Origin of the sequence: Croceibacterium selenioxidans (genome assembly GCF_018599195.1) — a bacterium.
In the GTDB taxonomy this organism is placed as follows: Bacteria; Pseudomonadota; Alphaproteobacteria; order Sphingomonadales; family Sphingomonadaceae; genus Croceibacterium_A; species Croceibacterium_A selenioxidans.
Genome location: NZ_JAHFVK010000001.1, coordinates 1621888 through 1634307, shown reverse-complemented (window position 1 = coordinate 1634307; position 12420 = coordinate 1621888). Strand labels below are relative to the sequence as shown.

Here is a 12420-nt window from a genome sequence, read left to right as displayed (position 1 = left end):
GCTGATGGTGGGGGGAAGCGTGGACGAGAAGAACGGCGGCGCCGTTTTGCCTCCCCAGCACGGGGAGGGGGACCGCGCGAAGCGTGGTGGAGGGGGCTCGCGCCCCGCACAACGTCCCGTAGTCTACAACGCGCGAAAACTGCGCAGGGGAATGACCATCCCCGAGCGGCTGCTTTGGCGCGCATTGAGACAGCGCCCCCAAGGAATAAAGTTCCGCCGGCAGCATCCGATCGGCCCCTACATCGCAGATTTCTGCTGTCTGCAGGCGCGGCTGGTGATCGAAGTCGATGGGTTCGTTCACGACACGGCGGGACGGGCAGAGCGCGATGCTCGGCGTGAAAAGTACATTGAGGAAAACGGGTTCAGGGTTGTGCGGATTTCGGCAGCGCGCGTCATAGCCGACGCGGTCGATACTGCGGCCAGAATCGACGCGTTGGCGGAGGGCCCCCTCCACCAGCCTTCGGCTGGTCCCCCTCCCCGTGCCGGGGAGGTTAACTAGTGGACTTCATCACGATCCTTTCGATCTTCGTGCTGGCCTGTTTCGTGGGCTACTACGTCGTCTGGTCGGTCACTCCCGCGCTGCATACGCCGCTGATGGCGGTGACCAATGCCATCTCCTCGGTGATCATCGTCGGTGCGCTGATCGCGGCGGCGGCCTCAGGTAATCCGGTGGCCAAGTGGCTCGGTCTTGCCGGTGTAGTGCTGGCGAGTGTGAACATTTTCGGCGGATTCGCGGTCACGGCGCGGATGCTGGCGATGTACAAGAAGAAGGAGCGTTGACCGTGGCGCTTCTTCCCCCCGACAACACGACCGACCTCAGCATCGCCGCCGACGCGGTGCATGCGGTGAACCCGTGGGTCTCGTTGGCCTACCTTATTGCCGGCGTGTGCTTCATCCTGGCCTTGCGCGGGCTTTCTTCGCCCTCGACGAGCCAGCGGGGCAATCGTTTCGGCATGGCGGGCATGCTGATCGCTGTCGTGACGACGCTGATCACTCACCAGATCGCCAGCGTAGCGGAAATCGCGGGGGCCATCGCGATCGGCGGGGTGATCGGCTTCGTCATCGCCCGCCGCATCCAGATGACCGCGATGCCGCAACTCGTGGCCGCTTTCCACTCGCTGGTTGGCCTGGCCGCGGTGTTGGTCGCGGCCGCGGCGTTCGTGAACCCCGACGCGTTCGGCATTCTCGGCCTCGACGGCAATATCCTTACCGTCAGCCGCATCGAGATGGCGCTGGGCGCCGCTATCGGCGCGATAACGTTCTCCGGCTCGGTCATCGCCTTTGCGAAGCTCAACGGCAACATGTCGGGAGCGCCGATCCTTCTGCCTGCACGACACGTAATCAACCTCGGTACCCTCGCGGCAATCGTCGTCCTCACCGGACTGTTCGCCGTCTCTCCGGACGCCGGCCCGGCCGAGAACATGATGTTCTGGATCGTCGTCGCGCTCGCCTTCGCGATCGGCTTCCTGCTGATTATCCCGATCGGCGGGGCGGACATGCCCGTCGTCGTGTCGATGCTCAACAGTTACTCGGGCTGGGCGGCGGCGGCGATGGGGTTCACGCTGCACAACACCGCGATGATCATCACCGGCGCCCTGGTCGGCAGCTCGGGCGCGATCCTGAGCTACATCATGTGCCGCGCCATGAACCGCAGCTTCATCAGCGTGATAGCGGGCGGATTTGGCGCGGATACGAGCTCTGCCGGAGGCGAAGCCAGGGAGCAGCGCCCCTACAAGCAGGGCAGCGCGGCCGACGCCGCCTTCATGCTCCAGCAGGCCGAGAGCGTCATCATTATCCCGGGTTACGGCATGGCCGTGGCCCAGGCGCAGCACGCGCTGCGCGAGATGGGCGACTTGCTCAAGAAGGAGGGGGTCAACGTCAAGTACGCGATCCACCCGGTAGCGGGCCGCATGCCCGGGCACATGAACGTGCTGCTGGCCGAAGCCAACGTGCCCTATGACGAGGTGTTCGAGCTGGAGGACATCAACAGCGAGTTCGCCCAGGCCGATGTCGCTTTCATCATCGGCGCCAATGACGTGGTGAACCCGGCGGCCAAGACCGACAAGTCGAGCCCGATCTACGGCATGCCCGTGTTCGATGTGGACAAGGCCAAGACGGTCATGTTCATCAAGCGGAGCATGGGCGGGGTGGGCTATGCCGGGGTCGATAACGACGTCTTCTATATGGACCAGACGATGATGTTGCTGGCCGATGCCAAGAAGATGGTCGAAGAAATCAACAAGGCGCTGGCGGAATAGCCGGTCTGCAAGTGAGGGATTAAAAGTTGCGCAAGCTCGGGCTGATAGGGGGGATGAGCTGGGTCTCCACCCGCACCTATTACGAACACATCAACCGCAAAGTGCAGCAGCGCACCGATGCGCGGCATAGCGCGCCCTTGTTGATCGAGAGCCTCGACTTCTCGCAGCTTTACGCCCTGCACGACGAGGCGGACTGGGACCGCGCCGCCGCAATCCTGGTCGACGCCGCCCGGCGACTTGAGCAGGCCGGGGCGACCGCGATCGTTATCGGCGCGAACTCGATGCATCGCGAATACGACCACGTTGCCGAGGCGGTGCAAGTGCCGATCCTGCACATCGCCGAATGCGTTGGTGAGCGAATGGGCGCGGATGGCGTGAAGAGCGCGGCCCTGTTCGGCACCAGCAACGTGATGACCGAGAGCTTTTACCGTCGCCGGCTGGTGGCCCACGGCGTCGATCTCTTGCCGCCCGACCTAGCCAACGTCGAGACGCTCGACCGGATCATCTACGACGAGCTGATGGTCGGCAAGGCGACCCGCGACGCCGAACGCAAACTCAAAACCATGATCACGGTGAAGGAGAAGGAAGGCGCCGATGCCATCGTTCTCGCCTGCACCGAGTTGGAGATGGTGGTCGACGTCGATGCCAACGTGCTGCCCATTTACGACAGCACACGGATCCATGCCGAGAAGGCGGTGGAGTGGATCCTGGGCGAGGGCTGAGCAAATCCTTCGCGAGCTTGCTCGGCGCGGATTTCATTCACTTTCCTGGCGTTGAGCGGGTTGTAAACCGCGGGGCGCAAGTCTAGCGCCCAACCATGAACCGCGCGCCCTATGCCGCCGATCCAGCCGCTTCGCGCGGACGCGAGTTCCAGCAGGGGCACGAAGGCAGCCGCGGCCCGCGCAGCGCCTTTCAGCGCGATCGCGACCGCATCATCCATTCGATCGCCTTCCGGCGCCTGGCAGGCAAGACCCAGGTCTTCATCGCTCCCGACGGCGACCATTTCCGCGTCCGCTTGACCCACAGCCTGGAGGTTGCGCAGATCGGCCGCGTCATCGCCCGGGCGTTGGGACTGGACGAGGACCTGACCGAGGCGCTGTGTCTGGCCCACGACATTGGCCACCCGCCGTTCGGCCATGCTGGTGAGAAGGCCCTCGACGCCGCGCTCGAGCAGCGGGGCGGGTTTGCCCACAACGAGAATACCTTGCGCGTCCTCATGCGCCTGAATTGCCCCTATGCAGGCATTCCGGGGCTGAATCTCAGCTGGGAAGTGCTCGAAGGGCTGGCGAAGCACAACGGTCCGGTGACCGAGCCGGGCTGGGCGCTGACCGAACTCGACGCGGCCTATCCGCTCGATCTCGTGCGTTGGCCATCGCTCGAAGCCCAGGTCGCCGCGCTCTCCGACGACATCGCTTATGATAACCACGACATCGACGATGGTTTGCGCTCGGGATACCTCACGCTCGACGAGTTGCTCGAACTCGATTTCGTAGCCGACAACTGGCGTGCGGTCGAAGCGCGCTTTCCCGGGCAACCCCACGAAGTGCTCTTGCGGGAACTGGTGAGGGACCAGATCGGGCTGATGGTCAACGATCTGCTGGAAACCACGCGCGCCAATCTCGCCGGCATCGGCTCCGTGGAGGACGTGCGCGCCGCGGGCCGGGCGCTGGCAACGCTCTCTCCGACGATGGCCGCACAGGAGCGGCAGCTGAAGTCCTTCCTCTACCGCCGCCTCTATTACCACGACGTACAGCTGGCCACCGCGGAGCGGGCGCGAAACGTCATTGCCAAGCTCTATGCCGGCTACCACCAGCAGCCCTCGTTACTGCCGGAGGGTTGGGGCGCGAGTCTGCCCGAAGAAGAGCCCGGTCGGAGCCGTCATATTGCCGATTTCATCGCCGGAATGACCGACCGCTACGCAATGGAGCAATATCGCAAGATCTACGGCTCGGTGCCCGAAGGGCTGTCCAATGTCTGAGCCGTATCGCGTTCTGTTGGTCGGCGCCTCGGGTCTCGTCGGCCATCGCGTGATGGAGACGGCAAAGGACGAAGCCTGGTTGCGCGTGGTGGCGCTTGCCCGTCGCGAAACACCTATGCCGCGCGGGGCGAAGATGGAGATGCTGGTAGCTCCGCCAGGCGAATGGCCGGAAGTGGTGGCGGCCATCGCTCCTGACGCGATGATTTGTGCACTGGGTACGACCATGAAGCAGGCGGGGAGCGAAGAAGCCTTCCGCTCAGTCGATCATGATCTGGTCTTGTCGGTAGCGAGCGCGGCTCGCGAGGCGGGCGTCAAGAATTTCGTGCTGATTTCTTCGGTGGGCGCCAACCCCAATTCGAAAACCTTCTACCTGCGGGTGAAGGGCGAAGTGGAAGCGGCCGTTAGCAAGCTCCGTTTCCGCCGGTTGGATATCCTGCGCCCCGGGCTTCTACGTGGGAAGCGCCAGGGAGAGGCGCGGCGGCTGGAGAGGATGGCGATGCTCTTCGCTCCTTTGACGGACTTGTTTATGCTTGGCGGTATGTCGCGCTATCGCTCCATCGAAGCACGAGAGGTCGCCGCCGCCGCGATCCAGTGTTCGCGAGAGAAAGCCTCAGGGCAGTTCGTGCATGAACACGCGGCAATCCTGCGTCAGGCGCGGCGGCTCAGCTAGCCCTATATAGAGAGGCGCCCGCCGGACATCTCCGACGGGCGCCTTGCGACCCTCAGGTCAAGCTATCTCAAATCTCGTTGTCGGCGGCCTGGCCGACAGATTCGATGTCCTGTCCGGCTCCCTTTACGGTGTTGCACGCGGCGACCGACAGCGAGAACGCAGCTAGTCCCAAGGCAAGAACGATCTTGCGAATCATATCCCAACTCCTTCCGAAGCTTTGCGCTTCTTGAAGGGTCCAACCCTTCGTTTCGGCTTATGTTCCCTCCATCGGGACAGCCTCGCGCCGGGCGGTTCTGGCGAAACGATGTTCACGCCAGGCGATGATCAGGCCTGCGGTCACGATCAGGGGCGCCCCGAACCAGGTGCTGGCCGGCGGCAACATGTCGAACAACAGCCAGCCATAGAGGGTCGCCCAGAACAGGGCCGAGTAATCCATCACGATAACGCTGGCGACTGGTCCGAAGCGCAGGGCGGCGGTCAGAAGCAGCTGGCCCACCAGGCCGGTCGCGCCGATCCCGGCCAGGAGCAGCCACTCCGTGGAATCGTGACTCGTCATCACAAACGGCAGGGCCACGGCCGTCAGCGGCGCGCTGAACAGCGCGAAATAGAATACGATCGTCAGCGGTTTGTCGGTCTTGCTGAGGTCTGCGATCTGAATTGAGATCAACGCGATCATGAAGGCCGCCGCGAGACCGACGAGGGCTCCATAGATCGGGAAATGGCCGCTGCCCGGTTGCGCGATCACCACGATGCCGATGAAACCCAAAGCCACCGCCGACCAGCGCCAGAGCCCGACCTTCTCCCTCAGCACGACGATCGAGAGCAAGACCGCCCAGATCGGCACGGTGAAGTTGAGCGTGGTGGCCTCCGCCAGCGGGAGGATAATGACCGCTCCGAAGTTGAGGACCATCCCGATGGTTCCGTAGAGACCGCGCCGGAAATGCGTCCAGGGCCGCTTGGTGGCCAGGCTGCCGATCCCGGTCGTCGCCCAGACCCAGGCCAGCATGACCGGGATTGTGAGGAACTGACGCCAGAACATGATTTCGAGCAAGTGCACGCCGCGCTCGGCCGCCAGCTTGATCAGCGCGGACATCGTCGCCAGCCCGGCAACGGCACCGAGGCGGATGAGCAGGGCGAGCAGGGGACGATGAACAGGGGCGGCGTGCATTGCCGTCCGCCTTAGGACGATACGGGTGGCGATCAAGCGTTGCCGACGCGGGATGTCCCGGCCATATCGCGTGCGATGGACGAGCCCGAATTCCTGCTCTTCGCCAGCGATGCGACTTTGATGGGACTGACTGGCGGGGCGCTGCTGCTAGTGGCCCTCGCCGCGATGGTCGCTGAGCGCCGGCGGCAAAAGCGCAAGCATGTCGATGCGGTCGGCTGCATGCCGTGGACCACGCTGTTTTTCTTGTGCTTCTTTCCCGGCGCGATCCTTATGTGGATGGCGCTCAAGGGGTGGCTGGCGGGTTAGTCAGATCCTCCCCAACTTTGGGGTGGAGAGGGTCCGGATCCTACAAACAGGCTTCGAGATAGGCTTGGTCAAACCCGAACTGACGGGCCTTTTCGAGCGTGTAGGGACGCAAGCCGGAGGCGCGGAATTCACCGATGATCTTTCCGTCCTCGCTCTCGTCGAGATATTCGAACGCGAACAGTTCCTGGGTGACGATCACGTCGCCTTCCATGCCGATGACCTCGGTGATGTTGGTCGTACGGCGCGAGCCGTCGCGCAAGCGCTTCACCTGCACGATCAGGTCGACCGATTCCGCGATCTGGCGGCTGATGGCTTCCTTCGGGATCTTGATGTCACCCATCAGGATCATGTTCTCCATACGGCCGAGGCACTCGCGCGGGCTGTTGGCGTGGAGCGTACACATCGAACCGTCGTGACCGGTATTCATGGCGGCGAGCAGGTCGAAACACTCGGCGCCACGAATTTCGCCCAGGATGATGCGGTCAGGGCGCATACGCAGGGCGTTCTTGACGAGGTCGCCAATGGTGATCGCGCCCTGGCCTTCCAGGTTCGGCGGACGGGTTTCGAGCGGCAGCCAGTGCGGCTGCTGCAGGCGGAGTTCGGCCGCGTCTTCGATCGTCAGGACGCGCTCGCCCGGGTCGATCATCTTCGAAAGGGCGTTGAGCATGGTCGTCTTGCCCGAACCGGTACCGCCCGAGATGACGATGTTCATGCGGCAGGCGCCCGCGATCTTCAGCGCAGTCGCCATCTTCTCGCTCATCGAACCGAAGTCCTTGAGCATGTCGATCGTGATCGGCTTCTCGGAGAACTTACGAATGGAGATGGCGGTGCCGCGCAGCGACAGCGGCGGCACGATTACGTTGACGCGGCTACCGTCCTTGAGGCGAGCGTCGGCCAGCGGCGTGGTCTGGTCGACGCGGCGGCCGACCTGGTTCACGATGCGCTGGGCGATCTGGAACAAGTGCGCTTCGTCACGGAACTGGATCGGCGCGATCTGCAGCTTGCCCTTCTTTTCGATGTAGGTCTGCAGCGGGCCGTTGACCATGATATCGGACACGTCCGGGTCGCCGAGCAATTCCTCGAGCGGACCGAAGCCGAGCAGTTCGTCGATCAGCACCTTTTCGAGCGCGAACTGCTCACGCCGGTTGAGAGTGACCTTGAGCTCGGTCAGCACCTCCATGATGATCGGACGGAATTCTTCCGACAGTTCATCTTTGGAAAGGGTCGCGGCGGCTTCGGGATCGACGCGCTCGAGCAACCGGGGGAGCACTTGCTCCTTGATCTTGTGGACCGACGCTTCGAAGCCGCCGACTTCCGAGGTAACCGAGCCACCGGCCGCGTTAGCGCGATCGGCCAGGCGCGACATCGCGTCTTCGCGGTTCGACCCGCCGCCAGAGGGCGCACTTGTGTCACCGCTCGGCAGTTCGTTGGGAACCGACGGAAACTGTTGGCCGCCACCGGCTTCGCGCGGAACCGCCCCGCCGCCCTTCATGGGCCTCGCCACGCCGAAACTCGGACGCGCTCCGGGGCTCATTCCTGCAACCCCGTTTTTCCGGCCGAAAGCGCTCATTCCAAGTCCTTTTGATTCGATGTTACCAGTGACGCGAAGGTCTCAGCCCCCTGGCCTGGCTTCTCTCGGAACTTGGTGAATATTCCGCAAAGCTTGATTTTCTCTAAAAGTCAGCTTGATCCCGGAGGCCGGAAGCGCTCGTTAACCTCGCCATTGGCGAACGCAATCAGGGCATCTGCGTACTCCCGCCAGCCCCCGTCGGACAGCTCTCCAGCAATGTTGCGTCCTAGCGCCTGGGCAGACTGCCGACTAACCCTGTCGCGCAGGAGCCTTGCAAGGGCCGCCTCATCTTCCGTGGGGAACAGCCAGCCGTTCTTGCCATGTTCGATCAGGCCTGAGAACCCGGGTAGATCGGCCGCGATGACAGGCCTTCGATAATGCTGGGCCACGGCAAGAACACCCGATCCGCTGACACTCCGGTATGGTGCGAGAACTGCATCGCAACGTACAAAATACTCCGCAGCTTCGACGTCGGAGACGTAGCGGGAGACGAGTTCGACCCTTCCATCCAACGCGCGACTTTGCGCGAGTGCGCGAATATCTTTCTCGCCTTCCCAGATCTCTCCCGCCACCGTCAGGTGCACCCCTTCCAGCCCGGGGTGGGCGAGCGCGCGAAGGGCGATGTCGACACCCTTGTAGTGGCGCACGAGACCAAAGCAGAGCAACTCAAGCCGACCGCGACGCGGGAGTGTATGCTGGGCTTCGGGGAAGTCCGTGAAGATGGGATGAGGAATGACGCAAATCGGTTGGGTATGGCCGGCCTTGCGCAAATCGTGGGCGACTTCGTCCGTATGAACAACGAACCCGTCTGCCGCTGCGAGTTGCCAATTGGACAGTCTCGACTTCCATAAGCTTCGCTCATGGTCGGCGGCGTTATGCACGATCATCATGACTTTAAGCCCGTGTCGCTTCAGATAACGGGCAATCGTACCGAGCGCCGGCCCCAAAAAGAAAGTCCATGCGGGAATAACAGCCACTCCAGGCCCGCGCCGCGAAATGCGCGCGGCCGCCTTCCGCCAGCCAACAGGATCAAGGGAATTAAGCGAATGTTGCGCCGTAAACGGAGCTTCGCTTGAGCTTGTCGGGTCCCGTTCGCTTTCGCCTGGATAAAGCCACGTCGGGTAGAGTTTGGCGAAACTCTCGGCTTCGAATTGTATATCTTTGCGATCGCCCAACGCCCGGCCAAGCGCAGTGCTGTGCCGTGCTATACCCCCTCGGAACGGAGTTATCGGCGCGACAAGTGTTACGCGTTGAACCATGGCGTCGGCCGAGATGTGAAGCCAAAGTTGGCGGAGCTAGGCAACTGCTGTGACCCACAGCCTTGCGCTGAAATGACTGCCGACCCCCGGCAACTTGGACAGGGGGTGCAACCACTTCAACACATTGTAATGTGGCACTATCTCAGTCTTTATCTCACTGCGGTCAAAGCCCGCTTTGATAAGCAAATCCGCGGTCTGCGTAGCGTTGCGCACCGCGATATGCTCGGGAAACTGGCGTAGGATACCGCTTGCCTTGGCCCGCTCCAAAAAGAAATCCAGGTTCGGCGTATGCAGATGAAGGCTCCCGCCCGGGCGAAGCGATTGCCGGATCGCCGCATAAATATCGACTGCCAGATCGTCATCGATATGCTCGGAGAAATCCAGCGTGGCTGCGACGTCGAAGGCCTGCGGCTTGCGTGCGCAGAAATCTCGAATATCGCTGCAGTGGAAGCGATAGCGTTGTTTGCCCGTCCGTTCTGCCCAGGCGTTCGCCGCCGCGATGAAGTCGGGAGAAAAGTCGACGCCATCGTATGACGCAAAATTATCGCCGATCGCCTGCAGCAACATTCCGTTCCCGCAGGCAAAATCCGCTATCCGCGTTTCTCGGGTAAGGTTCATTCTGGGAACCAGGTTTTTTACCCGGGCGAGCGGTTTGGAATTGTATCGTTCGACATAGTCACCGCTGTGAAGGGCGAGACTGTGCTCGGTCACTGCCGAGGTACCGTTCGTCATCTCTCATTTCCCCGTGATAGGAGCTGTGGTGGCCCGGTCACCCGCAGCTTCCGACCGCCTGAAGGCTTGGAAAGCGGTCGCCACCAGCGCGCAGCCGGCCAAACACATCAACCTGTCGATGCCCACGGCCAAGAAGGCTGTGGCCGGCGGAATCTGCCCCGTAGTCGCGGCCAACGCGGCGAGTGCTTCGCTTACTCCCAATCCCGCCGGCGCGATCGAGGATGCCGAGCCCATCAGCAGCGCCAGGACGAACGGGAACGTCTCGATGAGACCGATCGATACTCCCAATGCCGCGAAGGCAAACTTAAGGCGCAAGGCGGTGATCGCGATGCCAGCAATCCGGTGCACAAGTGTCAGAAGTGCGGTCCGGTACCCGGCTTTCGCCCAGAGCCACTGCAGCACGCCGCCCACCCCAATTGTCCCAATCAACATCAACGGCCAGGCTAGGCCAATTGATGTTGGCACAAGGGTCAATCCGGCTCCCATCATCGCCAGGGCAACCCACAGGACGGCGGTTAGCAGGACCAGCATGGAACTGTCGCGCAAGGTCCCTCCGGCCCGGACCAATGCTCCCGTCCGTATGACAGCTCCGCCGGGAAGCGGAAGCAGTTCTGCCAGATAGGCATAGGCCGAGATGATGGTCGCCCGCCGGATGGGCATCTGTAGCCCGGCGCTGCGTGCCAGCAGAACCAACCCGAGGCCGCCATAGATGAGCGACGGGGCCACCAGCACTGCCAACATGGCGAGGGGGAGCGGCCGAAGATCGTCCAGCCGAAAATCCAGTTGCCGATATGAGAAGGCACATCCCACGGCAAAGACGATCAAGGCCAGGACCAGGGCCGGCTTACGATACGCGTCGCTCCGCTGGTTCAGATGGCGGGCGAATGAAAGGAGGCGCTCCATGACCGGTCAGTGAGCCTCAAAAACCTGTCCAGTAGGGCGACGGCGGCGGGGGTGTCGACGGGCGCTTCAAATGATCGCCCCAGACGAGCTGCACGGGTATACCGGTGGAGTTGAGCCGATAGACGTCGCGACTGAGTTCGACAACGGCACCGGCAGGATGGAGTCTCCCGTCGATCTCAATGGGCCCGCCCACGACCGTGTATGGGCCAGGGACCCCGATTTGGGTCGTGCGGCTTTCGCCTCCCCCCAGTTCTCGGCCTGCGACCCAGAAGGGGCCCCAGAAGCGGATGTAGTTCTCACGCAAGGCAATGGCATCGTCGGGAAGAACATGGACGTCCGGCCTTCCGCTGAGGACGTTTGTAAACATTTCCCTGTTTTCGATCAGCAAAGGAACTGGTTTCTGGCCCATGATCGAACGAAATGACGGGCTGAGTCCTTCAAGATAATTTCTCGACCCCCAGTTCGTCATGAACGCGTTTGCCTTGGGGTAATTGCCGAGCATGCCGGGAAAGTCGAAGTAGGCGACCGGTCGGGGGAATATGGCTTCGCCGGCGGCGACCAAACTCCGTTGACGCTCAAGTATGCCGCGCTGCTCCATCAGGCCGGCCAGGAGGCCACACAGCGTCAGCGCAAGTGCAATCATCATAACGCCGTGTCGCTGTGCAATTGCGTGCAGAGCCACGCTGCACGCGACCGCAACAGGAGGCAGGATGAACACATAAAAGTAGGGATAGGAGTTCTGGTAGAATGCGGGGATCAATATCGGAAGCCAAAGTCCCGCGAAAAGTATCTTCCGGTCGCGATCGACAGGCGACCGAAGAAGCGCGAAAGGCGTCATGGCGATGCAAAGTGCAAACACGGGTGCAAGCATGGCCGCTTTCAAGGCAACGCCGTGAGTGGATGGACCGTCGCCCGAAAACATGCGCTGAGCCGCGTTGCTGACGACGAATTCCGCCGAAGCTGTGGTGCTTCCGGCAAGTCCGGCGCTGTGCAACCAATAGAGCAGACCGAAGAACCCAAACGCGAGCCCAGCGACTGCGCAGAGACGCAGGAAGACTGAGCGGCAGAAACTTCCCTCCGCCCATCGGAGCCACGCAACGCCGAAGAAGGCCGAAAGATACAGGCCACTCTTGATCGTGAGCAAACTGGAGAGTGCAATCAGGGCCGCAGCAACAATCAAGCGGGTCGCATCGAGATTGGACCGAAGCAGTATGAGCAGGCTGCTCGAAAGCAGCATCGCGGCCATCGGATCAAACCGGAATGAGCTTCCGTGCTGCAGTACGAACCCGGCCGAAAGGTACAGCAGGCCAGCCAGTAGTGCTTCGGCCTTGGAGAAAAACTTCGCCGCCATGCCAACGATGCAGAATGTCGTTGTGATCAAGCAAGCGAACATGAACATACGAATTATCAGAACATGGTCGATGCTCGATCCTGGCAGTGCCACGACCCAGGTGAACGCTCTGGTGTAAAGTGTCTGGAGCGGCGTGCTGAGAGTGCCGTCGAGCAGACTGTGGACCTGCGAGAAGTGCCAGAACTCGTCCCAATTCAACGCCCGAGTCAGGGCAATTTTCAATTC

The 12420-nt window shown here is 62.1% G+C and carries 14 protein-coding genes; 7 read left to right on the top strand and 7 right to left on the bottom strand.

Annotated features, from left to right (window positions below):
* Positions 1-4: 4 nt before the first annotated feature.
* The 6 genes from KK137_RS07980 (at position 5) to KK137_RS07955 (ending at position 4906) form a co-directional block, all read left to right on the top strand.
* Positions 5-499: an endonuclease domain-containing protein gene (locus KK137_RS07980; protein WP_214535598.1), complete on the top strand. Its 495-nt coding sequence runs from the start codon at positions 5-7 to the stop codon at positions 497-499.
* The gene (locus tag KK137_RS07975) at positions 499-780 is read left to right on the top strand and encodes an NAD(P) transhydrogenase subunit alpha part 2 (RefSeq protein WP_055920497.1); all 282 of its coding nucleotides are present in this window, start codon (positions 499-501) and stop codon (positions 778-780) included. Before KK137_RS07980 ends, KK137_RS07975 begins: the two co-directional genes overlap by 1 nt.
* Before the next feature lie 56 nt (positions 781-836).
* On the top strand, positions 837-2258 hold the full coding sequence (locus KK137_RS07970; protein WP_420829323.1) for an NAD(P)(+) transhydrogenase (Re/Si-specific) subunit beta: 1422 nt from the start codon (positions 837-839) through the stop codon (positions 2256-2258).
* A 26-nt stretch (positions 2259-2284) separates the two neighbouring features.
* Positions 2285-2980, top strand: a complete 696-nt coding sequence (locus KK137_RS07965; protein ID WP_214535597.1) for an aspartate/glutamate racemase family protein — start codon at positions 2285-2287, stop codon at positions 2978-2980.
* A 95-nt stretch (positions 2981-3075) separates the two neighbouring features.
* A complete protein-coding gene (locus tag KK137_RS07960) occupies positions 3076-4236 on the top strand; it encodes a deoxyguanosinetriphosphate triphosphohydrolase (RefSeq protein WP_214535596.1) in 1161 nt (386 codons plus the stop codon).
* Positions 4229-4906 (top strand): NAD(P)H-binding protein, encoded by a 678-nt coding sequence (locus tag KK137_RS07955; RefSeq protein WP_214535595.1) that lies wholly within the window; start codon positions 4229-4231, stop codon positions 4904-4906. The genes KK137_RS07960 and KK137_RS07955 overlap by 8 nt, the downstream gene beginning before the upstream one ends.
* A 67-nt stretch (positions 4907-4973) precedes the next feature.
* Here KK137_RS07955 and KK137_RS07950 read toward each other — a convergent pair whose 3' ends face one another.
* The gene (locus KK137_RS07950) at positions 4974-5102 is read right to left on the bottom strand and encodes an entericidin A/B family lipoprotein (RefSeq protein WP_214535594.1); all 129 of its coding nucleotides are present in this window, start codon (positions 5100-5102) and stop codon (positions 4974-4976) included.
* A gap of 57 nt (positions 5103-5159) precedes the next feature.
* Positions 5160-6074: a DMT family transporter gene (locus tag KK137_RS07945; protein ID WP_214535593.1), complete on the bottom strand. Its 915-nt coding sequence runs from the start codon at positions 6072-6074 to the stop codon at positions 5160-5162.
* A 75-nt stretch (positions 6075-6149) separates the two neighbouring features.
* Between KK137_RS07945 and KK137_RS07940 the strand changes: the two genes are divergently transcribed.
* Entirely contained in the window at positions 6150-6380 is a 231-nt protein-coding gene (locus KK137_RS07940) for a hypothetical protein (RefSeq protein ID WP_214535592.1), read from the top strand.
* Positions 6381-6420: 40 nt separating this feature from the next.
* On the opposite strand, the gene KK137_RS07935 is transcribed toward KK137_RS07940, so the two are convergent.
* The 5 genes from KK137_RS07935 to KK137_RS07915 all read right to left on the bottom strand — a co-directional run bounded on the left by KK137_RS07935 (position 6421) and on the right by KK137_RS07915 (position 12417).
* A complete protein-coding gene (locus KK137_RS07935; RefSeq protein WP_214535591.1) occupies positions 6421-7950 on the bottom strand; it encodes a TadA family conjugal transfer-associated ATPase in 1530 nt (509 codons plus the stop codon).
* 110 nt (positions 7951-8060) lie between these two features.
* Positions 8061-9209, bottom strand: a complete 1149-nt coding sequence (locus tag KK137_RS07930) for a glycosyltransferase (RefSeq protein ID WP_250893620.1) — start codon at positions 9207-9209, stop codon at positions 8061-8063.
* 36 nt (positions 9210-9245) lie between these two features.
* Complete coding sequence (locus tag KK137_RS07925; protein ID WP_214535589.1) at positions 9246-9941, bottom strand: class I SAM-dependent methyltransferase; 696 nt, start codon at positions 9939-9941, stop codon at positions 9246-9248.
* A gap of 3 nt (positions 9942-9944) precedes the next feature.
* On the bottom strand, positions 9945-10844 hold the full coding sequence (locus tag KK137_RS07920) for a lysylphosphatidylglycerol synthase domain-containing protein (protein ID WP_214535588.1): 900 nt from the start codon (positions 10842-10844) through the stop codon (positions 9945-9947).
* Between the two features lie 16 nt (positions 10845-10860).
* Positions 10861-12417: a hypothetical protein gene (locus KK137_RS07915; RefSeq protein WP_214535587.1), complete on the bottom strand. Its 1557-nt coding sequence runs from the start codon at positions 12415-12417 to the stop codon at positions 10861-10863.
* Positions 12418-12420: the final 3 nt, after the last annotated feature.